The 24846-nt window shown below is 54.4% G+C and carries 20 protein-coding genes and 2 pseudogenes; 12 read left to right on the top strand and 10 right to left on the bottom strand.

Going from position 1 to position 24846, the window contains the following annotated elements:
• Nucleotides 1-1104 (bottom strand): RNA-guided endonuclease InsQ/TnpB family protein (locus JE47_RS0113295; protein ID WP_031460237.1); only part of this gene is annotated, 1104 nt, incomplete at its 3' end.
• Nucleotides 1098-1739, bottom strand: a pseudogene (locus JE47_RS22540) (IS607 family transposase); the annotation flags it as partial. The pseudogene JE47_RS22540 and the gene JE47_RS0113295, both read right to left, overlap by 7 nt.
• A gap of 118 nt (nt 1740-1857) precedes the next feature.
• On the opposite strand from JE47_RS22540, the pseudogene JE47_RS22535 reads away from it, so the two are divergent.
• From JE47_RS22535 to JE47_RS0113270, 4 genes and pseudogenes are all read left to right on the top strand, one after another.
• Nucleotides 1858-2148: pseudogene (locus JE47_RS22535) on the top strand (transposase); the annotation flags it as partial.
• A gap of 937 nt (nt 2149-3085) precedes the next feature.
• The gene (locus JE47_RS0113280; RefSeq protein ID WP_031460234.1) at nt 3086-3469 is read left to right on the top strand and encodes a hypothetical protein; all 384 of its coding nucleotides are present in this window, start codon (nt 3086-3088) and stop codon (nt 3467-3469) included.
• A 57-nt stretch (nt 3470-3526) separates the two neighbouring features.
• Nucleotides 3527-4183: a class I SAM-dependent methyltransferase gene (locus JE47_RS0113275; RefSeq protein ID WP_031460233.1), complete on the top strand. Its 657-nt coding sequence runs from the start codon at nt 3527-3529 to the stop codon at nt 4181-4183.
• Between the two features lie 30 nt (nt 4184-4213).
• The gene (locus JE47_RS0113270; RefSeq protein ID WP_031460232.1) at nt 4214-4504 is read left to right on the top strand and encodes a YkoF family thiamine/hydroxymethylpyrimidine-binding protein; all 291 of its coding nucleotides are present in this window, start codon (nt 4214-4216) and stop codon (nt 4502-4504) included.
• A 484-nt stretch (nt 4505-4988) separates the two neighbouring features.
• Here JE47_RS0113270 and meaB read toward each other — a convergent pair whose 3' ends face one another.
• The 5 genes from meaB to JE47_RS0113245 all read right to left on the bottom strand — a co-directional run bounded on the left by meaB (nt 4989) and on the right by JE47_RS0113245 (nt 15188).
• On the bottom strand, nt 4989-6125 hold the full coding sequence (gene meaB / locus JE47_RS0113265) for a methylmalonyl Co-A mutase-associated GTPase MeaB (RefSeq protein WP_031460231.1): 1137 nt from the start codon (nt 6123-6125) through the stop codon (nt 4989-4991).
• Nucleotides 6126-6144: 19 nt separating this feature from the next.
• Nucleotides 6145-8346 carry a methylmalonyl-CoA mutase gene (scpA, locus tag JE47_RS0113260; protein WP_031460230.1) on the bottom strand — a complete coding sequence of 734 codons (2202 nt, stop codon included), beginning with the start codon at nt 8344-8346 and terminating at the stop codon, nt 6145-6147.
• Complete coding sequence (locus tag JE47_RS0113255; protein WP_031460229.1) at nt 8343-10496, bottom strand: methylmalonyl-CoA mutase family protein; 2154 nt, start codon at nt 10494-10496, stop codon at nt 8343-8345. The genes scpA and JE47_RS0113255 overlap by 4 nt, the downstream gene beginning before the upstream one ends.
• 977 nt (nt 10497-11473) lie before the next feature.
• Entirely contained in the window at nt 11474-12652 is a 1179-nt protein-coding gene (locus JE47_RS0113250; protein WP_031460228.1) for a thiolase family protein, read from the bottom strand.
• Between the two features lie 115 nt (nt 12653-12767).
• Nucleotides 12768-15188 carry a 3-hydroxyacyl-CoA dehydrogenase/enoyl-CoA hydratase family protein gene (locus tag JE47_RS0113245; protein WP_031460227.1) on the bottom strand — a complete coding sequence of 807 codons (2421 nt, stop codon included), beginning with the start codon at nt 15186-15188 and terminating at the stop codon, nt 12768-12770.
• Between the two features lie 385 nt (nt 15189-15573).
• On the opposite strand from JE47_RS0113245, the gene JE47_RS0113240 reads away from it, so the two are divergent.
• Nucleotides 15574-16014 (top strand): RrF2 family transcriptional regulator, encoded by a 441-nt coding sequence (locus JE47_RS0113240; protein ID WP_031460226.1) that lies wholly within the window; start codon nt 15574-15576, stop codon nt 16012-16014.
• Nucleotides 16015-16052: 38 nt separating this feature from the next.
• Here JE47_RS0113240 and JE47_RS0113235 read toward each other — a convergent pair whose 3' ends face one another.
• Nucleotides 16053-16904: a DUF2085 domain-containing protein gene (locus JE47_RS0113235; protein ID WP_031460225.1), complete on the bottom strand. Its 852-nt coding sequence runs from the start codon at nt 16902-16904 to the stop codon at nt 16053-16055.
• Nucleotides 16901-17458 carry a TlpA family protein disulfide reductase gene (locus tag JE47_RS0113230; protein ID WP_051871154.1) on the bottom strand — a complete coding sequence of 186 codons (558 nt, stop codon included), beginning with the start codon at nt 17456-17458 and terminating at the stop codon, nt 16901-16903. The genes JE47_RS0113235 and JE47_RS0113230 overlap by 4 nt, the downstream gene beginning before the upstream one ends.
• Before the next feature lie 413 nt (nt 17459-17871).
• On the opposite strand from JE47_RS0113230, the gene JE47_RS0113225 reads away from it, so the two are divergent.
• The 7 genes from JE47_RS0113225 (at nt 17872) to JE47_RS0113195 (ending at nt 23430) form a co-directional block, all read left to right on the top strand.
• On the top strand, nt 17872-19299 hold the full coding sequence (locus tag JE47_RS0113225; RefSeq protein WP_031460223.1) for an amidase: 1428 nt from the start codon (nt 17872-17874) through the stop codon (nt 19297-19299).
• Nucleotides 19300-19317: 18 nt separating this feature from the next.
• Nucleotides 19318-20406, top strand: a complete 1089-nt coding sequence (locus tag JE47_RS0113220; RefSeq protein ID WP_031460222.1) for a hypothetical protein — start codon at nt 19318-19320, stop codon at nt 20404-20406.
• Nucleotides 20396-21073 carry a class II aldolase/adducin family protein gene (locus JE47_RS0113215; RefSeq protein WP_031460221.1) on the top strand — a complete coding sequence of 226 codons (678 nt, stop codon included), beginning with the start codon at nt 20396-20398 and terminating at the stop codon, nt 21071-21073. Before JE47_RS0113220 ends, JE47_RS0113215 begins: the two co-directional genes overlap by 11 nt.
• 17 nt (nt 21074-21090) lie before the next feature.
• The gene (locus JE47_RS0113210; protein ID WP_031460220.1) at nt 21091-21372 is read left to right on the top strand and encodes a DUF507 family protein; all 282 of its coding nucleotides are present in this window, start codon (nt 21091-21093) and stop codon (nt 21370-21372) included.
• 94 nt (nt 21373-21466) lie between these two features.
• A complete protein-coding gene (locus tag JE47_RS0113205; protein ID WP_031460219.1) occupies nt 21467-22120 on the top strand; it encodes a DUF6962 family protein in 654 nt (217 codons plus the stop codon).
• A complete protein-coding gene (locus tag JE47_RS0113200) occupies nt 22117-22515 on the top strand; it encodes a FixH family protein (protein WP_031460218.1) in 399 nt (132 codons plus the stop codon). Before JE47_RS0113205 ends, JE47_RS0113200 begins: the two co-directional genes overlap by 4 nt.
• A 12-nt stretch (nt 22516-22527) precedes the next feature.
• Nucleotides 22528-23430: a TlpA family protein disulfide reductase gene (locus JE47_RS0113195; protein WP_031460217.1), complete on the top strand. Its 903-nt coding sequence runs from the start codon at nt 22528-22530 to the stop codon at nt 23428-23430.
• Here JE47_RS0113195 and JE47_RS0113190 read toward each other — a convergent pair.
• On the bottom strand, nt 23414-24418 hold the full coding sequence (locus JE47_RS0113190) for a CaiB/BaiF CoA transferase family protein (RefSeq protein WP_051871153.1): 1005 nt from the start codon (nt 24416-24418) through the stop codon (nt 23414-23416). The two genes, JE47_RS0113195 and JE47_RS0113190, sit on opposite strands and share 17 nt — an antisense overlap.
• Nucleotides 24419-24846 lie beyond the last annotated feature (428 nt).

The raw sequence follows: 24846 nt of genomic DNA, 5'->3' as shown, positions 1-24846 counted from the left end.
TTCTCGATCGCTCAACGTCAGCGCCTCGTTCTTCCAGCCACACTTGAAACAGAGTCGGCTACTTGGATACCAGCGATCGGCGATGATGAGATGAGTACCGTAGCGTTTCGCCTTGTATTCCACCTGCGAGCGGAACACACCAAAGCCAACGTCAGAGATGGCGCGGGCGAGTCTCTCGTTCGCGAGCATCCCCTTGACGTTTACATCCTCGATCACTACCGCTTGGTTTTCGCGGCAGAGTCGGGTCGTGAGCTTATGAGTAAAGTCCGCTCGGAGATTGGCAAGGCGGGCATGGAGCCTTGCCAATGTCGCAGCGGACGTTCGCCGGTTGTTCGATACCGGCAGGCGCGTTCCTTTGGGCAGGCGGGCATGGCGTCCAAACCCCGCCATCTCTTTGGCGGCTTCCAGCTTGCGGCTGAGACGCCGACTGCGAATCTTGAGGCGACGCAGCGCTGCGTTGAGCGGCTTTGGCGCTGCGATGACTTCGCCGCTGGAGATCGTTGCGGCAGCCTTAACGCCCAAGTCGATGCCATTGACCTCATGGGAGGTGCGACGCCGATAGCATTGCGCATCGGGCACTTCGACCTGTATTGCCACAAACCAACGATCTGCGGTGCGCGAGACCGTCGCGCCCAGTATCTTTCCTTTGAAGCGCAGTTCCTCGGTCATGGCGACTTCGCCGATCTTGGGCAGGCGGATCGTCTTGCCGTCCAGACGGAACTTGTCGTTGGCTACGTAAAAGCTGTCGCGGCAGCGCCCCTTTTTCTTGAAGCGCGGTGCGTGCGCCTCTTTGCCAGCCTTGAGGTCGGTGAAGAATCTTTCCCAGGCTTTGGCGAGATGGGCAAACGGCTGGGCGTGTGCGTCCCGGTGAATGTCTCGCAACCACGGCCGTCCGTTTTCGTCGAGCCACTGTGGGTCGGTGTATGTGATGGCGTTGAACTGCTTTTTGAGCGCCATTGCGTTCGGCTTGCCGCCTGCTGCGTATTGTTTGTTCCATTCATTGAGCGCCCAGTTCCAGACGCGCCGGGCCGTGCCGCAGGCGCGCTTGAAGTAATCCACCTGCTCAGGAGTCGGGCAAAGAGCGATCGTGTGGGTTCGTTGCATGGTTGGGCCTGTTTGACGCCATGTGCATCCTGTTTCAGCGCTGCATCCACCTGCTTTCGATCGTTCCTCACACCGTATCGCCGAGACGAACAACCGTGCACGATGGTCATCACGTCTTGCACCATTTCCGGTTCGGGAGACAGCCGTTCCTGGGTGAGCACCAGCACTGCGCAGCCATGGGTTTTGGCGTCATGTTCGAACCACGCAACGCCGAAACGGGTGAGGCGGTCCCGGTGCGCGAGGATCAGCATCGTGACGTCCCGTCGCCCGATCTCGTCCATACGGGCCAGAAACCGCTTGCGCGTGACGTTCAGCCCGCCGCCCACTTCCTCGATACACTCGACCCCCGCCAATCCCTTCGCCACCACGACCTCTTCCAGCACGTTGCGCTGATTCGCCAGGTCCGGCTGCTGTGCTGCACGCGATACCCGACAGGAGGCGACCAGCGTGGTTGGCGCATGGTTCGCCTGCCGCAAACCGATGACCTCACGGATCTGCGTCTCAGGGGAGAGACGGCGGTTGCTGTCCGTTCGGGCCACCGGAATCAGCCTTCCTTCGCGTTCCCAACGCTGCAACGTCTTGACCGAGACACCAAGGAGTGTTGCGGCTTTCCCTGTGCGCATGGTGTTTTCCATGAGCACCGTTATACACTATCGCGTACTAGAAGTCAAGCTAGAGTCCGGCTCCAGAACCTGAGGCTGCCCTTTGGCGACAGAGACGGGATGACCATCCACATCTCCACTTCAGGGGCGCTATCGGGTGCATTCCTCCCGCGGGATGGTGCGTGCTATCGTCTCCGTCCTGTCACGTGGGTTCGCCTGCCGGATGCTTCCTCACGACATCCCGCCACGGCAGACGGTCTATTCTTCCGTTCGTCGCCGGCGGCAGGACGGGACCTGGACATGGTGCACTGATGCGCTCCGAACGGAGATGCGCCGTGCATCGGGACGGGAGGCGGAGCCGCGCGCTGCTATGCTGGTCTTTAAATACATAATCCGCCATAGCCCGTACAGGCGGGCTTCGCCTTGCACAGCCGAGGACTGATCGTAGCCGATAGCCAATGGTTGATGGTCGATGGGGTTGCCGTTGGAGTTCGCGTTATGCGCAGACAGGCTTTGCCCCAGAAGCTGGAATAGAACACGGATCGGCACGGATACGACGGAGCAACGCGGGTGGAGTTTTGTCTGGAATAGCCCGCGCCGGTGGGCTTCGCCTTGCATAGCCGAGGACTTTAGCCCGACGGCACGCAGCGCATACGGGGAGCACAGCGCTGCTGCGCCCGTACAGGGGGCGCGGGGGCGCAGCGCACCTCACATGGACTTTGAAGAAATACTCCGCTCTCGCCCGCGCCGGCGGGCTTCGCCTTGCCTGGCCAAGGGCTTCAGCCCCACGGCTCGTGCGGTAGGAGCGGATTTCTAGCAATTCCCATAAAGGTTGAACCAATTATAGATGTTTATCTCCTAATAAGCTTTGCTTACGCAGTTTACCTTGATTGCCAGTTGACGACCACCGACACCACTGGCACGATCGCGGGTGCCAAACCACCATCATCGCCAGGAGGAGCCGATGGACGCCTATTGGATGATACCTGCTGTTGTCGTGATCGACACGCTGATGGAACACCTGGGGCAGCGCCGTGATGGGCGGGCGCAGGTCCCCGACTCCGAGATTCTGACGATTGCCGTCGTCGCCGCCACGGATGTTGGCGGTCATCACGAACGGGCGGTGCAGATCATGCACGGGTGCGGCTCTCGGTTGGGGCGGATCAGCGTCGCACGCGTCCATCGTCGTCTGCATCAGCGCGCCGATTGGATGGCCTGGATTCCTGCGAACGTCGGGGGAGCGTCGCCACGGGCGACGGGTTCATTATCGATAGCCTCCCCCTGCCAGTCTGCCGTCGCGTGCGCGCCCGGCGCTGGCGGAAGGTGCGCGGGCGCGCATGCTACGGGTAGTGCGCGGCGAAACGGGAGACGTTCGTTGAATGGCGTGTGCATCTGGTCTGCCGTCCGGATGGCGTGCCCGTGCGCGTTCCGATGCTGCCCGCAGGGGTGCGTCTGGCCTGCCCGCCGGGGCGCGGCGGTTGGGCGATACAGCCTCCAAGAGCGCGGCTGATGAGGCCAGCATCCTGGCGGAGACGGGGGTGCGCAGCGGCGCTGCGCCCGTACAGGTGCGCTGGGCGACCATGCGTCCACACGCCTGGGGTATGGACGCCATCGAAGTGCGCGCGTATCGTCATCCGATTGAGACGGTCAACCGTCACCTGGAGACGATGGGCATTGAGCGGCTTGACGCACGTCCCAATGCCGGGGTTGAACTGAAGGTACACGCAGCGCTCATTGCACTCATCTGTACGAACTTGAACTAGCAATCAAGGCAACTTAGAAAAATATCCGCGTCTTTACATGTGCATAGAGGTAAGGCTGTGACGGTTGAAAACTGGGTTAATCCTTTTGATAACCCCGAACTGGTTGCCGGTTATGAAACCTGGTACGAGACCGACGGACGTTCTGCCGACATCGCCGAGCGTCGTTTGATCCGATGGTTACTGTCGGGGCTACCACAGGCGCAGAGACTGTTAGAGATCGGTGTCGGAACCGGTCACTTTGCGCGCTGGTTGGCCTCGGCAGGGTATCATGTTACAGGTGTGGATCTGTCTGCGCCTATGATTGCTGAAGCTAGTCGCCGTGGCGGTGTGTACCTGGTACGTGCCGATGCGGAAGCACTGCCTTTCTCTGATGATACCTTCGATGGGGTGCTACTCATTACTGCACTTGAGTTTCTGCCACATCCTGAACGTGCGTTGCAAGAAGCAGCGCGTGTCACTCGCCACGGGATCGTCTTAGGTGTACTCAACCGCTGGCATCCAATGGCCTGGAAGCGAAAACGTAGTGGTTTGCCGGTCTGGCAGATTGCACGTTTTTACTCTCCATTTGAGCTTGAACACCTGGCCCACAAGGTGTTGTCTCTCCACAACCCTCAGACGACGTGGCGCACCACATTGCTTCCCGGTTTGTGGTGGTATTATTCGCAGCTACCGCTGGGTGCTTTTATCGGAATGCGTGTGCTTTTTTCACAGTAAAATATTCTCATAATAATAAGGAGTGAATTCATGGTGAATAAAGAATTGTCATTCACATCTGGTGGTCTGACAGCGCAGGTCAGTATTTACCCCTTGCGACAGCAGCACCTTGGCCCGGCTATTGATACGGCGCTAGCGATCTGGCGTGATCGCGGCTTGGATGTGCAACCAGGTGCGATGAGTACTCTAATCGCTGGTGATGAAATGACAGTATGGGAAGCACTGCGTGCGGCGTTTGCGGCTGCAACTGCACTCGGTGAGACAGTTATGGTAGTTACAGTATCGAATGCCTGTCCCTGGTCACCATCTACGCAGGGGTAACGACTGCTACGACAGCAACACGTTTGTTCGTTCATCAATATCTTGATCTAGCTCACAGATAGAGAGTTTTCTTGGCGCCATCTGCCCATAATGAAAGTATCAAGAAGTATTACATCTTTACCTCTGTCGTACAAGGGATCAAAGAACTGCTCTCAATGAGAGGCTTTTTACTGCGCTGATTGTGAAGAATAAACCGGCCGGATCTGAACCTAATTCGCAGTGCCCATCTGTGCCGATAATAGCTCGATATACCTCTCCTTCCTCGTACCTCTATCATCTCTGTCTGCTACGTGGTGGGAATAGCCAGCGCGAGACTCATCAGCACATCCTTAAGGGCGACTTCCTAACCCGTCTTTCCTTGTTTGGCACCTATCCGAATGATCGTCTCACAATACAGCGGATGAAACCTGATAATAGAGGTACGGGCGTAGCGCCGCTGCGCCCCGACCGTTCTTCTTCTGCGACAGGGTACTCCGGATAGGCACTAAGCCGTTTTCCCCGCCTGCACCTCACCGAGCGCGGCAATCAGTTGCTGGACTGCACTGACAACTGGCAGCGTACCCTCAACGACCGCCTGTTCAAGGGTCGGCAGACGCTCACGCACGATCGGATGAGCAAAGAACAGCGTTCGTAATTGTTCATCGATTAATGTGTACAACCAATCGCGCGCCTGCTCACGACGGCGATTGGCGAATACACCACTGGCAGTTAGTTCATCACGGAATCGCTCAATCTCCTGCCAGATTTCGGCGATACCGGCGCCGGTGAGCGCCGAGCATGTCCGTACCGGTGGTTTCCAGCCCGGTGTAGCCGGAGTAAGGTAGCGTAGCGCGTGGCGATATTCAGCCTGGGCAGCTAATGCCCGTTGTCGATTGTCACCGTCTGCTTTGGTGATCAAGAGCGCATCGGCTAACTCAATGACACCTTTTTTGATCCCTTGCAGTTCATCACCGGCGCCTGCCAGCATCAACAGCAAGAAGAAGTCAACCATGCCGCGTACAGCAGTTTCGCTCTGACCAACCCCGACTGTCTCGACCAGAATGATGTCAAAACCGGCAGCTTCGCACAGCAACAGCGTCTCGCGTGTTTTACGGGCTACCCCCCCTAGACTACCGCCACTCGGTGAGGGACGAATGTAGGCATTAGGATGTCGTGCCAGCCGTTCCATACGGGTCTTATCACCCAGAATACTGCCACGTGAAATGCTGCTAGAGGGATCGATGGCCAGCACTGCGACTCGATGACCTCGTTCACAGAGCATGGTACCGAGTGCCTCGATAAAGGTGCTCTTGCCAACTCCGGGCACGCCAGTAATGCCTACTCGCAGTGAATGACCCGTGAAGGGTAACAGCGCACGCAATACCTCTTGAGCCTGTGCAATATGAGCTGGGGCATTGCTCTCGATCAGGGTAATAGCACGGGCCAGAATAGTTCGATCTCCGTTACGTACACCGGCAACGTATTCCTCAACCGTCAACTGCCGACGACGTGGTCCGCCGGGTGGGGTTGATGCAGGAGGAGCGCTACCGGGCAAACCATCGTGACGGCTAGCTATTCCGGCCAATACCGATAGCGCAAATGGCAATTCTTCAGAAGTGGTAGGCCGATGCTCGCTGGTCATGATACTTCTTTACCTCTCCTCACGACGCCGGGGCGGCGACACTATCACCATGAAGTCGCCGTTGCAACTCGCGCAGCAATTTTTCAGCAGCTATTGGAATAATGGTACCAGGACCAAAGATTAGGGCTGCGCCATGAGCACGGAGAAACTCATAGTCTTGCGGCGGGATAATACCACCAATCACCACCATAATGTCCTCACGACCTAGTTTGCGCAACTCTTCGACCAGTTGCGGTAAAAGAGTTTTGTGACCGCCGGCCAATGAACTGATGCCGACTACGTGCACATCATTTTCCACTGCCTGGCGCGCCACTTCTTCTGGGGTTTGGAAGAGGGAACCAATATCCACATCGAAACCTAGATCGGCAAACGCAGTTGCGACGACTTTTGCCCCCCGGTCGTGGCCGTCCTGACCGATTTTCGCAACCAGAATACGCGGTCGGCGTCCTTCGATAGCGGCAAAGGCATCGGCCATCGCCCGCACATGGTGTATCTGCTCGACATCACTATATTCGCTACTGTATACACCCGATACAGCACGAATCTCAGCCTTGAAACGCCCAAAGACCTTTTCCATCGCCAGCGAAATTTCACCCAGCGTAGCACGGGCCCGCGCTGCTTCGATTGCTGCCTCTAACAAATTACCCTCACCAGAAGCTGCAACCCGCGTTAGCTCATTTAATGTTGCCTGCACTCGTGCCTCATCACGTTCAGCCCGTAGTTTTTGCAAGCGTTCGATCTGCTTCTGGCGCACGGCGGTATTATCGACTTCCAGAATCTCAATCGGCGCTTCGTAATCGAGGCGATATTTATTGACGCCAACAATCGTCTCGCGCCCTGAGTCGATGCGTGCTTGCCGACGGGCTGCTGCCTCTTCAATTCGTAGTTTGGGTAGGCCGGCCTCGATAGCTTTAGCCATACCGCCCAGCTCTTCGACTTCCTGAATGTGCGCCCAGGCCCGGCGGGCAAGCGCATCGGTGAGCCATTCGAGGTAGTACGAACCTCCCCACGGATCAATGATCTTGCAAATACCGGTCTCTTCCTGGAGATACAACTGCGTATTACGTGCAATACGGGCCGAGAAGTCGGTTGGCAGCGCGATTGCCTCATCAAGCGCATTGGTGTGCAACGACTGAGTATGACCGAGAGCGGCAGCCATTGCTTCGATGCACGTGCGGGCAACGTTGTTGAACGGGTCTTGTTCGGTCAGGCTCCAGCCTGAAGTCTGGCAATGAGTGCGCAGCGCCATCGAGCGCGGATCTTGGGGATTGAACTGTTTGATAATCTTCGCCCAGAGCAAACGTGCCGCACGCATCTTGGCAATCTCCATGAAATAATTCATGCCGATTGCCCAGAAGAACGAGAGACGGGGGGCGAAGGTATCGATTGCCAGTCCTGCTTTCAAACCGGCACGTACATACTCCAGACCATCGGCCAGCGTGTAAGCTAGCTCAAGGTCGGCGGTGGCACCCGCCTCTTGCATATGGTAGCCCGAAATGCTGATGCTGTTGAACTTGGGCATGTGTTTGGCCGTGTAGGCAAAGATGTCGGCAATGATGCGCATCGATGGTTCAGGGGGATAGATATACGTATTGCGCACCATATACTCTTTCAAGATGTCGTTTTGGATCGTACCGGTAAGCTGTTCTGGGCGTACTCCCTGCTCTTCGGCAGCAACAATATAGAAGGCCATAATGGGGATCACGGCCCCATTCATTGTCATCGAGACCGACATCTGATCGAGCGGGATGCCATCGAACAAAATTTTCATATCGAGCACCGAGTCGATAGCAACCCCTGCCTTGCCGACATCACCAACAACCCGCGGATGGTCAGAGTCGTAACCGCGATGAGTCGCCAGATCAAAGGCAACCGATAACCCCTTTTGACCGGCAGCAAGGTTACGCCGGTAGAAGGCATTACTCGCTTCCGCAGTTGAAAATCCGGCGTACTGGCGGATTGTCCATGGCTGAGTGACGTACATGGTTGGGTATGGCCCACGCAGATAGGGGGGAAGACCGGCAGTAAAACCTAGATGTTCGAGACCAGTCAGGTCAGCAGCAGTGTAGAGCGGTCGCACATCGATCTGTTCCATCGTGTGCCAGACCAGCTCACTCAGCGGTTGGCCCGCCTCTTGTTCGGCCCGTTCCTGCCACTGACTCAGCGTCGGCACAGGCCATATATCGCGGTACGACATGGTCGTAAAATCGGGGTTTTTCACGCGACCACTCCTTTCAAGTGTTGCAGCCGAGCCAGAATCTCGTAGCAGTTGGCACGCAGGTGGATAAATTCATCAACTCCGGCAGCACGATACATATCGATCAGATCGGTGGGGTAGCCCGCCAGCACTACCGTTGTGGTTGGACTTTGCGATTTGATAGCGTGGGTGAGTGCCGGCACAATATCGGGATAGGTTTCATCTGTCGAACAGATTGTTACGATCCCGGCACCAGATGCCAGCGCAGCCGCTGCTGCTTCCTCAACACTGGCGAAACCGTCATTACCGATTACCGCGAAACCACCAGCGTTGAAAAAGCCAGTGGCGAAGTCGGCGCGAGCCTTATGTTGGCTGATCGGCCCCATATTGGCGAGGAAAACGGCTGGTCGCTGACCGGTACGGGCAGTGTAAGCATCGGCAGTTGCTCGTAAGGCTTCAAATTGTTCGGCGGCCCGATGCGCTGGAAGTGGTTCGACCTGCGGTGCGGCCGTGTCGGCTGCGGCCAGCGCACAGCTCAGCTCACCCAGGGTTGCTCCTGCCCGTACTGCTGCCAGGACGGCGGCTACCGTGCGTTGCTGTGCAAGTTCGGTCAGGGCAGTTTGACAGGCATCGGCATCGCGAATCTCGCGTGCATGACGCAGATCAACGGCGCGGGCCGTATGTAACTGAAGATGATCGATCTGACGAATGTCCGGTAATTTTTCCTGAAGATTGGGATACATATTCACACCGACGATCACTTCACGACGATGTGCAATTGCCGTAAAGCGTTCGCTCCGTGTCGCCGCAATCGCTTCTTGAGGCTTCCCGGCCTGTAAGGCGGCTGCCATGCCGCCGTGCCGCTCAATCTCCTGGAAAAACGCCCAGGCTTTGGCTGCAATCTCGTCGGTAAGTTTCTCGATGGCCCACGAACCACCGGGTGGATCGATCAAGCGGAAGAAGTTACATTCCTCTTGCAGAATGATGTGTAGGTTACGGGCAATTCGGCGCGAGAATTCGTCTGGCAAGCCCCAAGCCTCATCGAAGTGGCTGATATGCAGGCTTTGGGCTCCTCCCATCACGGCAGCCATAGCCTCACCGGTTGCACGGAGCATGTTATTGTATACATCATACCGTGTTTTGGTCCACGCTGAAGTCCGTGCGTGGATATTCATGCGTTGGGCTACCTCATTGCCGTCGAAAGCAGCAACGATTCGTGCCCAAAGCATACGAGCTGCTCGTAACCGGGCAATTTCGAGAAAGAATTGCGATCCAACTGAACAGGCAAACTGCATCCGCGGTGCAACATCATCGACCGTCAAGCCACGCTCTTGCATTGCCCGCAAATAAGCAACGCCCGTCGCCAGGGCGCATCCCAGTTCTTGCACTACATTGGCACCGCTGTTATGGTACACGTGCGTACTGACAACGATAGTGCGTAGTCGGGGCGTATGTGTCAACGCCCACCGTGTCCATTCAGCCAGTCCGTCGTAACAGCGGTCGAGTGATGCGGGCAATGAGCCATCGGCTGCCAGCGCACCGAGTGGATCGGCGCCAAGTGTGCCCTGCCACCGTGCAGGAGTCAGTCCGCGCTCTTCGGCGACAGCCAGGAGTAATCCTACAACCGGCAATACTTGCGAGCCGGTATTGATCAGCAATGGCAGATGATCGAGATCGAGCCGATCGCACAACCGTCTGGCGTCATCAAGTGTGGCAAGCGAAAGCCCACCTGCGCCAACGTGACTAGGAGCGGCGACATCAGGATCGATCCCCTGCCGTGTCGCCTGGTCGAGTGGTACGTTGAGCGTCGTTAACCCACGCGGGAGATCGGCATGCGCTGCTTGATTCACTTCGGTCGCGGTAGGGTACGGTAATTCCTGCGCCACCTGCCAGCGTTCACAAACCGGCCCTAATGTGCGGGTATCGCGGACAAAAGGCGCAAAACCGGGGAGTGACTCAAGATGCGGGAGATCGGCAATATCTTCGGCATTATAGATCGGCTGGAGCAGAATCTGCTCGTAGGTCTTGGTAATCAGACGCTTCTCGAACGGTACGCCCTTTAAGGTTTTTTCTGCTGCTGCTCGCCACTCAGCGTATGTTGACGGGGCAAACATATCAAACAAGCGTGGAGGCTCTGCCGACTCCGTCGTCGTATTTTGGGTGTCGTGCGCCATGACCTTACTCCTTGCGACAGCACATGACAACACGTTGCTATCGTTAGTATACCGCAAATCACCTGACCAAACGGCCTGATGTATTGCCACAAAAGGAATACATTCGTCACTTCCCGGAAAGAATATGCTGATCAACTGGTGATTTCAAGGGTTTATTATATATAGGTGGGTTACAGCACGATAACCGCCAGGAATTGTAGCGGTTTTCAACGTTTTTCCCTGGCCGGTTATGGTGATGGCGAAGAGAGGGGCAGGTTCGCCCGCCTCGCGAGCGGGGGCTTAGGGATGCCGCTGGCGAGCGGTCTTGGAGCATGATCAAAAACCCGGGTTTCGCATGAAGTTCGTACTGTGCATATCCGACCATATACATGCGCAGACCAACGTTCGTTCTCGTCAGTCACCCCACGTTCTCCCTTCCTCTCCCCGGGTAGGAGAGGAAGGGGGCAAGGGGAAGGTGAGGAAGCGCCAGCCGTACGTTGCAGCACTGGTACGTAACACGTTGAACACTCTTGCCATCGCGGAAGGGCGACGCATGCCCTGCCTGCCAACGGTTCTCATCCGCAACGATCCGGTACCTATCGTTTGGAATGCCCTTGGAGAACCGCATCAACCGTCCAGGTTTTTGATCATACTCTTAGGAATGATAATGTACGAATGCGTCAGGCAATGGAGATTCCACATACCACAAACGCGGGCCAGCGGCCCGCCCTCCCAGGCGACATCGTGGATCCATGCAGTACATAACGTTCGTCAGCGGCTCTCCGCTCACTCTTTTCGCGCTCCCGTTCAGAGTTCCTCACTCTCCCACAGTTTCTTTCCTCGTCCAAAAGGAAAGAGGAGGAATCTGAAGCAGGGAAGGAACCTCCCTCCCCGCTTATTCCCCCTCTCACCTCGCTCGTCTGTCAACACTGCTTGGCAGGAAAAACCTTGAAAGGCGCTTGACTGATATGCTTGCAGAAGTGGCTTGAGCGACTCAGTTAGCTGATCCGCTCAAAAATGCCGGCTGCGCCCATCCCACCACCAATACACATTGTCACCATACCGTACCGACCACCGCGGCGCTCGAGTTCATCGAGGAGTTGTACCGTTAATTTAGCGCCAGTACAACCAAGCGGATGACCGAGGGCAATTGCTCCGCCGTTGACGTTAACCCGTTCTTCGTCGAGTTCGAGTCGGCGAATAACGGCGATGGATTGGGCGGCAAAGGCTTCGTTCAGTTCGATCAGATCAATATCGGCAAGGTTGAGGCCTGCCAGTTTCAGTGCCTTGGGGATGGCGACAACCGGCCCGATACCCATCACTTCCGGTTCGACCCCACCGACTGCAAAACTGACAAAGCGTGCGCGAGGCTTCAATCCCAATTCGGCAGCCCGCTCGGCGCTCATCACGACAACGGCTGCCGCGCCGTCACTCATCTGCGAAGAATTACCGGCAGTAACGGTTCCCTCTGCGGCAAAGACCGGTTTCAATTTCGCCAGTGCTTCCATCGATGTGTCGGCACGCGGCCCTTCGTCGCGATCAAAGACCTGAACTCGTCGTTGTGGCCGACCGTCTGGACCAATCTCGACCTGCTCAACTTCAACCGGCACGATACTGCGGTCAAACAGGCCGGCAGCTTGTGCTGCCAGTGCCCGCTGGTGAGAACGCAGGGCAAAGGCATCCTGCTCGGCGCGGTCAATTTCAAAGCGTTGGGCCACCTTTTCAGCCGTGAGACCCATGCTCAGATAGACTGCCGGATCGTGTTGGGCTAGATAAGGGTTGGGCGAAAACTTATTCCCACTCATGGGGACCATACTCATACTCTCGGTGCCACCCGCGACAACAACCTCGCTCTGGCCTGACATGATCTGATAAGCGGCCATTGCGATAGTCTGTAACCCCGAGGCACAGAAGCGGTTGACCGTTACTCCACATACACTATCAGGAAGACCGGCACGCTGAGCGGCGATGCGAGCGACATTCAAGCCCTGCTCACCTTCAGGCATTGCACAGCCCATGATCACGTCTTCTACCAGTGCCGGATCGATTGCAGCCCGTTCGATGGCCGCTTTCACCACGATTGCTGCCAGATCATCGGGCCGAACGGTACGCAATGCACCACGACCGGCTTTCCCGACGGCTGTCCGTACTCCAGAAACAATGACTGCCTCACGCATTGTGATACTCCTTCGTTTATCGTGAGCGCTGCTATGATGCTAACCACCGGCTCCGCGCCGTACCGCGGAGCACACAATCGTCCCTTACCCTTCGATTGCTGTTGTTCGATGGTGTTTAATTCCGTAGCGGTTTACCGTGTTCGAGCATATGACGAGCACGCGCCTGTGTCCGTGGATCCTTCAGGAGTTCGAGCACCATTGCCCGTTCCAGTGAATGCAGGTAAACATCATCAACCCACTGTGGACTTGTTAGTTCCCCGCCGCACAACACATAGGCGAGTTTTTCGGCGATAACCGCATCGTAGGGCGTGGCAAAACCGCCTTCGCGCATCTGGTAAATTGCAATGCGCGCTGCTGCCAATCCATCGCGACCAAGTGCATAGCACGGTTTGGCAGTGATAGCTGGCGTATACCCTTCTGCAACTAGACGCAAGACCTCACGCTTGGCTTCGCCGATCAGATAATCTGGATTAAAGACGATGCGATCAGTCGGACGGAGCAGGCCCAATTCTTTCGCTTCATGAGCGCTAGTCGCAACTTTTGCCAGCGCAATCGTCTCAAAAACATGCTGGAAAGCCTTAAGCGGATCACCACCGTTGCGGACGGCTGCTGCGATAAACCGTCGATTCATCTCGGTACAGCCACCCCATGCTGGAATAACACCCACTCCGAATTCGACAAAGCCCATATAGGTTTCAGCAGCGGCAACCGAGGCCGAGCTGTGCATCGCAAGTTCAACACCACCGCCTAGCGTCTGCCCAAACGGCGCACTTACAATCGGTTTGGCGCTATCACGCATGCGACGGAACGTCTGCTGAACCAGCGCTGCATACTCGTCAATATCGTCCCAGGCGCCGGTCATGACAGCAGCGCCAACATCATTGAGATCAAGACCGGCAGAGAAACGAGGACCCTGATTGCCGACGACCATCCCGACCCATGGCCCTTGCTCCAACTCATCGAGAGCCTTAATCAACATCTCGATGACTTGACCACCAATTGTATTCGCCTTCGAGTGCAACTCGAAGCACAGCACACCATCACCGAGATCGATGACACTGGCGCTCTCGTTTCCATGCACTTCACGTCCGGCAGCTTTCAACGCCGCCAGATCAATCGCTCTTGGATCACGAGCAATCGGTTCGAGCTTGCCGGTAGCAACATTGTACGCTGCCGGTGTTCCGTTCACTTCGCCGTAGAACTTGCCCTCAGCGGCAATCAGTTGATCGACCCAGGCTGGAAGGCTCTCGCCAAATGCACGCATACGGTTGGCCGTTTCGGCGATACCCATCGCCTGCCAGAGCTGGAATGGCCCTTGTTCGTGGGCAAACCCCCAACGCATCGCGTTATCTACATCGGCGACGCTGTCGGCAATCTCTGGCAGCCGACGCGCAGCGTAAGCCATCATCGGATAGATCGCTGCCGCAACCAGCTTGGCCCCGCGATCGCCTTCTTCAGCCTGACCGAGAATATAGCGCAGCCGTTCGGGGAGTGATTTGATTTTGCGGGCTGCTGCTACCAATTCATCGACAGTTGCAGTACCTTGCGGCGGTACATACTCGAGGGTCTGTAGATCAAGCGGCCAGAATTCACGCTTGCCATCACGCTTAACCTCCTTGTAAAAGCCCTGTCCGACTTTCTTCCCCAATTTCCCTGCTGCCACCAGTTTTTGGGTGAGATCGTTCTGGCGGTAGACCTCACGACTCTCGTCGTCGGGAATGGCCTCGTACAGATTACCGGCAACGTAGGCCATTACGTCAATGCCGACCTGGTCGAGTAATCGGAAGGTGGCAGTGTTGGGGCGCCCAATAAGTGGGCCGGTGAGCGCATCGACCTCTTCTACCTGATAACCGTGCTGTATGGTGTAATTGAGCAGGACCTGCCCGGCGTATACAAAGATTCGGTTGCCGATAAAGTTAGGACGATCTTTGCACATGACCACCCCTTTGCCCAGACGTTCTTCGGCAAACCGGCGGAAAGCGGCTACGACGACCGGGTCGGCATCATCACCGGGAATGATTTCGAGCAAGCGCAGGTAACGCGGAGGATTGAAGAAGTGGCTCCCGAAGAAGTGGCGGCGAAATGCTTCGCTGCGTCCTTCTGCAATGATACGGATAGGAATACCAGAGGTGTTTGTGGTGACAATAGCGGTTGGTTTGCGTATCGTTTCGAGACGGGCCATGAGGGCTTGTTTAGGGCCGATCTGCTCGACAATCGCTTCAACGATCCAATCACATTCGGCCAACCGATGAAAATCGTCCTCGGTATTACCTAACATGATAAGTTCGGCGCTCCGCTCGCTGTACAGATTGGATGGACGAGCCTTGCGCATGCGCTCAAACCCTTGTTGCACAATCCGATTGCGAACCTGTGGGTGATCGAGGGTCAGCCCTTTGGCTTCTTCTTCGGCGGTGAGTGACGTTGGGGGAACATCGAGCAATACGACCGGGATACCGGTGCCGGCCACCAGTGCAGCAATTGCCGCACCCATGGTACCGGCGCCAATTACGCCAACGCGCTTGATCTGGTAGGTCATTGGGTCCTCCTTGACCATTCGAGACGGCACGTTATCCAGGTAAACGCGCCATACACGGATCGACGCACAAGTCGGGTTCGCTAGGTGGTTCCGACGAAACCCTTAGACGCACTGCGTCATGGAATGCTCTTATCATACCATAAGTTGCTGTTTGTTGGGAAGTGCGAAGCAACGTTACCGGTTTGCCTTCGTCTCCGCGATGCAGCGCTTCTGGCAGTGGGCAGAAGCATTGCCGTGAGTGAGCGGTACGCGACCGGACACCTCACTTTTTACAGCCGCTTCCTCTCACTTCTCTGGTTTTTGATCTGAGCAAATGGTACATTGACGCATTACCAGCTTATTGCTACAATTGTTAAGCGATCTACTTGACTATTGGGAGGCAAAGATGCGCATCTCAAGCAAAGGTGATTACGGACTGCGAGCATTGTTCGATCTCGCACAGCACTACGGCGAGGGGCCGATCCAGAGCGAAGCCATTGCCAGCCGTCAGGGTATTCCGGTCAACTACCTCAATCAACTGCTGATCACCTTACGGCGAGCAGGGTTAGTCGAAAGTCTGCGCGGGCCACAGGGTGGTCATCTCCTTGCTCGTTCACCCGAAACAATCACACTGCTAGAAGTGCTGACGGTTCTGGAAGGCCCCATCTTACCTACCGAAGGCGGTCGTGACGATCTTCAGCCCACAGAGCCGGTTGATCGCATGGTTATCGATGAGGTCTGGAGTGAGATACGAACGACTGTTGAGCGTCGGCTCGCCGCAATCACCCTTGATGATCTCTGTCAACGCAAACGGAGCAGGGATGGTGCAGTAATGTATTACATCTAAAGGAACAGGGCAAAAGGTACAGTTCGATGTCGGCCACATCACAAGATCAGTCCCATGCTCTCCATCCAAAAACGGAGCCACGACATCACGCCGGCAATCAAAAGGGTTGGAATAAGCGCAATCGTTGCCGGTTGAGCAAGTTGCCGCAGATGGGTCACTTTCCCTTCATAACCCATGAACAGACTTGTCAAGAGCAAACAAACCAGATAGAGCACGCCAAGAATGCCGAAAAAGGCGAGAAAAGCCAGTGGCCAGAACGTAATGCCCAGATTACCGTAGATCGCCGCCAGTGCCAGCAAGTCTACTGCGATAATGCCGAGCAATTCTGACCAGCGGGAAAAGACCGGTTGTTGCGGATCAACGTTTTGGCGCAGGGTATTGTTGAGCACAATGTGCAGCATTGTTGCGATAGTGATCCCCATTCCCATGCCGGTAAGCGTGCGTAAGAAATTATCCGGCTGATACCAGTTGGGTAAGCCTAAATCGAGCAAGAGTGAATTGAATCCATCAACGGCCATAATCCCGACAAACGCCAACAGCGTAAGAGAGATATGCCATGGAGGAAGTTTGCCAGCCCGTCCCCGCCCTATCGCGTACAAATAGATAAATGTCAACATAAAGCTCAGGTAAATACCGCTGTTTCTGGCGCAGAGTGGAAATTGTAGTCCGCCGACAAAGATGTTGTGTTGCTGAGCGCAGATACCATGCACTACTGCGTACATCTTCCATTCCAGCGGCATCCCCGGACTAAACAGCAATGCCAACAACAAGGCGCTAAAGCTGCCGAGAAAGATCGCTCCCCACGGTAATGAGCGTCTAGTCGCTACCTTACGCGCAGCTATACGCTCCTGGGCCATGCGCAGAATATCGTCTGGAGTGTACTCGCTCATCGTACCTCCGCTAGTCGTTCGGCCAATCGCTCGGCGGTTAGCGCCCCGACGTGACGCACAGCAATCGTTCCATCACGATTGATGAAGAACGTGGTTGGCAGATTAACCACTCCGTAGCGTTCACCGATTGCACCGTCACGGTCGGTGATCAACGGGAAACTTACTCCGACTTTTGGTGCAAAGGCGCTGATCGCCTCGGTTGACTCGTTACGATTCACCGCCAGGATGACCAGATCGGGGTTTGTGCGGCGTGCTGCATCGAGAGTTGGCATCTCTTCCACGCACGGTAGACACCAGCTTGCCCAGAAATTGACAATAACCAGTTTTCCTCGTAAATCGCTCAATTTATGAGTCCCATCCGCTAGCGTATAACTGAAATCAGGCGCCATTTCACCGGGAATAGCTGCCCAATCAGGTCGTGCATCAATAAGACGGCTTTCTGAAGCTATGGGTGTTTCACCCACCACGAGCGGCTGGATAGTCGTTGTCGCATTGCTACACGCGGCAACCGTCAAACTGAACATCAGGCTAAAGAGAATGATAAGACGTTTCATTGTCGTCACACGTGTCATTTTGCATGTCACTCGTGTTTCATTTCATTGTACCACGCTTAGCTTGTGCTTGAATATCCCCTGTTCGGTAACATGGGGCTTTGCAGTGTTCTCAGCACAAAAGCATTGCGCTGTGTGTATCACTCTAGCGCATTTCAATCTCCTGCTTCCGCCTTCCATGTGGGCACGGAAGCGAGTTGAGAAGATGGTGCGGGGATGTCAAGCGTTCTCTACAGTTCAGGCTCTGAAACTTCTATTGCGTCACTGTGCCAATTACGCATTTTCATTGTTTGTTGCATCCGCAGGTTGTAGGAGCCTGTTCACTTTTTACACAGCTTCCTATCTGATACGCTACGCGAACAATGCTCTGATAGAATGACATCATCAATCAATCGATAGTATTGGAGATAAGGCGTATGTCCGATACTGATGTGTGTCTTCAACCTGCAACTGAGATCGCCCGCTTAATTCGTCAGCGTACCGTTTCAGCAAGCGAGGTGTTAGCCGCTCATCTGCAACGCATCGCAGATGTGAATCCACAGGTGAATGCTATTGTCACGCTCGACATCGACGGTGCACAGGCACGGGCGCGGGCAATTGACGAGGCACTAGATCGCGGTGAAGACCCTGGCCCATTGGCAGGCTTACCGATAGCCCATAAAGATCTGGCCGAGACCAAAGGCATGCGTACAACGTATGGTTCACCGATCTTTGCCGATTTTGTCCCTGATTTTGATGCGCTGATTGTTGCTCGTCTGAAAGCAGCAGGTGCAGTCACCCTGGGCAAGACAAATACGCCAGAGTTCGGTGCCGGTTCGCAAACCTTTAACCCGATCTTTGGCCCGACCCGCAATCCCTACGATCTGAGCAAAACTTGTGGCGGCAGTAGCGGTGGTGCTGCTGTCGCACTGGCCTGCGGTATGATAGCAATTGCCGATGGCAGTGACCTCGGTGGCTCATTACGTAATCCGGCCGGTTATTGCAATGTCGTCGGTTTTCGCCCTTCACCAGGCAGAGTACCGGTCTGGCCCGATCCAACGCCTTTTCTGCCCTTTGCGGTTGATGGCCCTATGGCTCGTACCGTGGCCGATATTGCGTTGATGTTACAGGCCATTGCCGGTCCAGATCCACGGGCGCCACTCTCGATCAGCGAACCGGCCACTCTGTTTACGCAGTCGCTCGAACGAGACTTTCGTGGTGTACGCATTGCCTGGAGTCCTGATCTGGGTGGGTTGCCGGTTGATCCTCGCGTCAGTGAAGTGCTTGCAGCCAAACGTGATATTTTCATCCAGCTCGGTTGCCGTGTTGAGGAGGCAACACCCGATTTACACGATGCAGATGAAATCTTTCAGGTCATGCGGGCTTTCCGCTATGAACTAACGCTCGGCGAGTTGCTCGACCGTGAACGACATCGGATGAAAGACACAGTTATCTGGAACATTGAAGCCGGACGTGCTTTAAGTGGGCCGCAAGTCGGTCGCGCCATGCGACTCCACGCTGCGCTGCTCGGCCGCTTATACGATTTTATGCAAACGTATGAATTTATTGTGGCACCAGTGAGTCAAGTACCACCGTTCCCGGTTGAACAACCGTATATCACCGAGATTAACGGTGTACCAATGAGTAATTATATTGAATGGATGCGATCGTGTTACTATATATCGGTTTGCAATGTACCGGCTATTTCCGTACCCGCCGGCTTTACTCGTGATGGCTTACCGGTCGGTATCCAGATCATCGGACGTTCGAGAGCCGATCTGGAAGTGTTACAATTAGCTCATGCATTTGAACAGGCAACGCAATACTGGCGACAGCATCCAAAACTGGTTATTGGTTGCAATTGAGAGTGCTATAATGCAATTGTGCAAACGACATCACTGCCAGTTGGAATACCACCTGTCTTAGGGCGGCCACAGATCATCTTCTTCTGTGAATTGGAAGGGCCGTCTCTGTTAGAGTTGCTAGCTACACCAGGATTGCTCTCATTTCTGGCAACCGGAGGATACGGTGTTGCCGTTGCTCTTCACAACCTCGCTACAGAGACAGCCCAGGCGATTGCAATCCTGAACAAGCATCATATTCCGGTAATTGCATGGCTACTCTTACCGGCTGAAGAGGGCTTTTGGTTCAATCTTCAGAACTATCCCCAAGCTATCGAACGTTATCGTTCGGTACGGCAGTGGGCCATTAACCATCATGTGCAATTTCAGGCTATTGGTCTTGACATCGAACCGCCGCTAGCTGAAGTGATTGCCAGTCGGCGACGTGGAATTCGCGACATTGCCCGTCGAATCTGGCTGGCCCACGAAAATGTTCTCTACGAGAGTGCCCGTGCAGCCTACATGGATCTTATTGCTGAAATACACCATGACGGCTACGAAGTGCATACATACCAATTGCCATTGATTGTCGATGATCGGCGGGCAGCGACGACAACCCTTCAGCGTGCTCTTGACATTGTCGATCTGCCGGCTGATGTCGAAGTATTACTTTGTTTCAGCAGTATCCCGATCAGTCAGTTAGGCAATGATCTGGGTGGTGCCCTGATCGACAGTTACGGTCCCGCTGCTGATGCTATTGGCGTGGGATGTATCGTTGGTAGTACGGTACGAGCCAGTAGTGCTGAAGACCTTCCACCATTGACATGGGATGCGCTCGAACGGGATCTCCAACTGGCTGCCCATCATACAGATACAATTTATCTCTTTTCACTGGAAGGATGTGTTGAACGCGGTTTACTGCCACGTCTTAATCAAATCGATTGGACGGTCGTTCCGCGTCCAGATGTCACCAAACGTCTCCTCGTCAATAGCTTGCGTATATTGCTTTTCATTGTCATGCTGATCATGCGCTTCAGTCGACCACTATTAGCCTGGTCTGGGTGGATTGTCGCTGCGTTCTTATTCTTCCGTTTGCGCCAACAGAGCCAACAGAAACGCTATGACAATTAATTCTTATGCTGATATTGAAGCTGCGTTGCGTGCCGAGATGGTGCTTTGTGGTCGTTTACTCTACGAGCGTGGCTTAATCGTGGCCGGTGATGGAAACTTATCTGCTCGCCTCCCTGATGGTTCGATCCTCATTACCCCGGCAGGATTAGCCAAGGGGATGTTAAACCCTGAAGACCTGGTCGTCATTGATCATGATGGTCAATTGATCCGTGGTTCACCAGAACGACAGCCATCTTCAGAACGATATCTGCACCTCTTTGTCTATCGTCATCGCCCCGATGTTATGGCTTGTGTGCATGCCCACCCGCCAACGGCGGTAGGCGCAACACTGGCTGGGGTCAGTCTGGCCGAACCGATCTTACCAGAAGCGTTGATTGCCCTGGGACCGATTCCAACGGCGCCATATGCACGTACTGGAACAACCGAAATGGGTGCAGCAATTGCCCCATTTGTCGCCGATCACGACGCAATTCTTCTGGCGTATCACGGCGCACTTACCTACGGTTCGAGCCTACTTCAGGCGTTTCATCGTATGGAGCAGATCGAGCATTGCGCTCGCACCCTGCTCGCTGCGCACTTGTTTGGTGGTGCCCGACCTCTCCCCCCAGAACGGATTGCTGAATTAGCAGAAGTGCGTCGTGCTTTTCGCGCTATGGGACGAATTTAATGAGAAGGGAGGAGGACATGAAACTTTCACCAGCAAAAATTGATCAACTGGCAGCAATGTTAGTTGATGTACTAGCCGAGACAGAGGGTGTCTTGTTTCAAGCCAGCGATCCGGAATTACGTGCAGCCATTCGTGAAATTATGACCGATGAGCTAGAGGTAGAAGATCGGCTGAATGCCGAAGTTCATCGGATGTTACAGGCGTATAAATACGAAATTACGCAAGGGCGTCTCGATTATGATACGCTTTTTCGTCGTTTACGTCAAAAATTGATTGTTGAACGCAAAATTGTTCTCTAAAATTCGTTTGCTACGAAGCAGTGGTGTGCTGGCAAGGTGTTTTCACTCGTATTCACTAAAGCAACACCTCTCTTTTATGACTGAGGTAGCCTCTATGCTGCAAATCGAAACTGACAAACGCGAGCAAACAACGGCTGTGACCGATCTGATGTTGGCCGGAGCAGCATTAGGCGCTATCTGGCGTTTACGAACGGGTAGAGGTTGGCGCGCTCGTCTCTGGCAGCTTGCGTTTGGATTACTGGTCATAAGCAGTTTGCTGGGGGCAATTATTCATGGCTTACGGCTTTCAGCATTTACTCGTGAGCGATTGTGGCAACCCTTGAATGCACTGCTCGCGCTCATTATCTCGTTTTTTATCACGCTGGCTATAGATGATCGCTGGGGGGTAAACGTTAGCCGTCGTGTTTTACCTGTGCTCGTCAGTACAGCACCTGCTTTTGCCTGGATCAGTCATCGTTTTCGACGTGGTTTTCTCACATTTATCATTTATGAAACAGTGGCGATGACCATAGCCCTGGCCATTTACATCGATTTGGCTTACCGTTATCGCTTCCCCGGAGCTCCTAAGATCGCATTTGGTATTCTCGTCACGATACTGGCTGCTGCTATTCAAAACAGTTCCATGGAGTTGCATGTCGGAGGTGTCGTGTTTGATCACAATGGCCTTTTTCATCTCGTACAAATAGTAGGACTATTATTTCTGATGGAAGGTGCTCAAGCCAGCATAGTGGTGGACAGCAATGTATGATACGTTGGCTTCACGTCATTGGTATATTAAGCAGTTTATTGTTAATCATAGGGTGTGATAGTCAATCGGTACCGTTACGAGAAACCCAGGTGATTGATGGACTGGCAATCACCTTGGAAACACTTGAACGTCCGCAAATGAATACTGCCGTCGATTTTATTGTTGTGTTGCAAGATGATCAGGGCAATCCGGTATCCGATGCGAATGTCTATCTCGATCTCGATATGCCGGCAATGCCGATGGGAATAACTCGACCGGTAGCCGTACCTGAAGGTTCGGGTCGCTATTGGGCACGCACTGCGTATACGATGGAAGGTTTGTGGGAAATCACTGTTGTTGTGGAACTTGCAGAAACCACCTATCGTGCCACCTTTCGTCGCGATGTACTGAAATAAGTGGGGAGAATTATGCTGAACCCTCGCCTCTTTTTGACGCTGATCGTCAGCATTGTAACAATTGTTATGGTTGGGTGTGGTCAACCTGCGACTGCCCCTACGCCTGCCGCATTACCAATTGCACCCGTCATTGCAGCGTCTGAGCTGGTGATAGGGCTTAATCGTCTGCCCTTTGGTCTTCTTCAAGGTGGTGTCCCGCTCAACGATCCAGATTTGACTCTGGGTGTGACCCTATACTATGTTGGCCCTGATGGTGATCGAACCAAACCCGTTTCCACAACGCAGGCTGTCTATCGCGGACAGGGTCTACCGGTTGGGCTGTATGTTGCCTACGCGACGTTTGATCGGGCGGGTGGTTGGGAAGCTGAAATTACCGTTCCACAGCCGAATGGGACCCAGACAAACCGGATTCGCCTCGACGTGAGCGAGCGTGCTTTTGCACCTATGGTTGGTGATCGTGCAATCCCATCACGAAATCTGACGGCAGCCGACGTGCCTTCCCTCGATCAACTGACATCAGATCCACGCCCTGATCCGGATTTTTACCGAATGACCATCGCCGACGCCATAAATGCTGGTAAACCGTTCGTTGTCTCATTTGCAACGCCAGGCTATTGCCAGACCGCAGTCTGCGCGCCAAATATGGCTGTCTTGAAACAGCTTAAAAGTGAATTCGGGGATCAGGTCAATTTCATTCACGTTGAAGTCTACCCGTACCCTTTTGGCGAGTCATTCCAGCAAGCCAGAACTGTCGATGCCATGAAAGAATGGAACTTACGTACTGAACCCTGGACGTTCCTGGTTGACCGGCAAGGCATTATTCAAGCTCGCTACGAAGGGGGAATTACGTTTGCCGAATTGCGACCGGCGATTGCTCAACTCGCTGCTGGTCAGCCGATTAATCCAGTGCCGTAGTCGGATGTTCAAATCCGAACCAGATATTGAGTGGGCCATCACGTGCTGCCTCAGTTGGCGTCAAAACTGGCGAGACACAAGCATCAAGCGGTTCAAAAATGGTCATCCATTCGTGTAATGACCGTTGGCGAAAAATATCGGCTAAGGTTGTTATCAGGGTAGATTGAAGGGAACGTTCATACTGAAGAGGAATAAGATCAGGTCGTTCTAATGCCAGACAGACCCGTTGCCAGAAATGCGGTTCTAGCGCAGCCACTGCCAGATAGCGGTCATCAGCCGTCTTATAAAGACGATAGCAAGCCAGATGTCCATTCAGCGTATCATCACTACTTTGCAGACCGGCGAGCGCCAGGGCAAGGGCAGGAGCATTAAGCCAGCGTGCGGCTGTTAGCATAGAGGTTTCAATGCGTCCCCCGCGACCTGAAAGACTGCGCGACAGTAACCCAGCCAGTACGCTTGTTGATGCCATTAGTCCGCTTATCATATCGGCAACGTGCACACCTGGAGTTTGTGGAACGCCGGCACCGGAAGCAAGAATCCCGGCCAGCGCTTGAGCGTTCAGATCGTGCAACGCTTCATACTGACGCGGATGGCCACTCGGAGCACCTCTAATTGAAACGATGAGTAATCTTGGGTTCATTACCAAGAGGTCGTGGTCGGCAAAACCTAGTTTGGCCAGTGCGCCGAGGCGTAAACCGTCGATCAACACATCGGCAGATCGAATCAAATTGTTCAACACTGCTCGATCTGCTGGTTGACGCAGATCAAGAGTACGAAACTGCTTCGACCGATTTAGAAATGCGAACAGCGGATGTTCGCCCGCTGCATTCAGCGGAGGCAAGGTACGCATCGGATCGCCGCCAGGACGCTCAATCTTTACCACCGTCGCCCCAAGTTGAGCGAGAATTGCGGTACAGAGCGGCCCTGGAATGTAACTAGCGATCTCGATGACCGTTATCCCATTGAGAACATGCGAGAGTTGAAGCATAAGACCTCGCTCTCGTTTTTATTCGAGTCGGTGGTATCGTACCACAACTACACGTGCTTGAAAATGTCGCAAAATCATGAAGCATGACCTTCAGTTAAAAGTAAGATTTAGCTCTTCAGAAAGCAGTAAAACAAAATTTTTAAGACCCTCTTGACAACCTACGACCAACATGCTATACTACGCGAGCTGGAACGAACGAGGTCTCACTCGTGAGTAACGAGGCAGACCAAACAAGTGGAGAGAAAACCGAGCGAAACGCGCTGAAGACAATTCAGAGACGTCGCCAGGAAACTTCAGTAATACTGGATTTTCCTGGTTTTGTTTTCTCCCTCGTTCCGCAAAAGCACCTTCACAACTGAATGACGAGAATAGCCAATAGACGCCACGTCAATTCGGTGAAGGGAGGCAGCGCAAGCTGCAACTCAACA

Origin of the sequence: Chloroflexus sp. MS-G (assembly GCF_000735195.1) — a bacterium.
Classification (GTDB): Bacteria; Chloroflexota; Chloroflexia; order Chloroflexales; family Chloroflexaceae; genus Chloroflexus.
The sequence above is the reverse complement of the archived record's forward strand: the minus strand, read 5'-3'. Positions and strand labels throughout refer to the sequence as shown.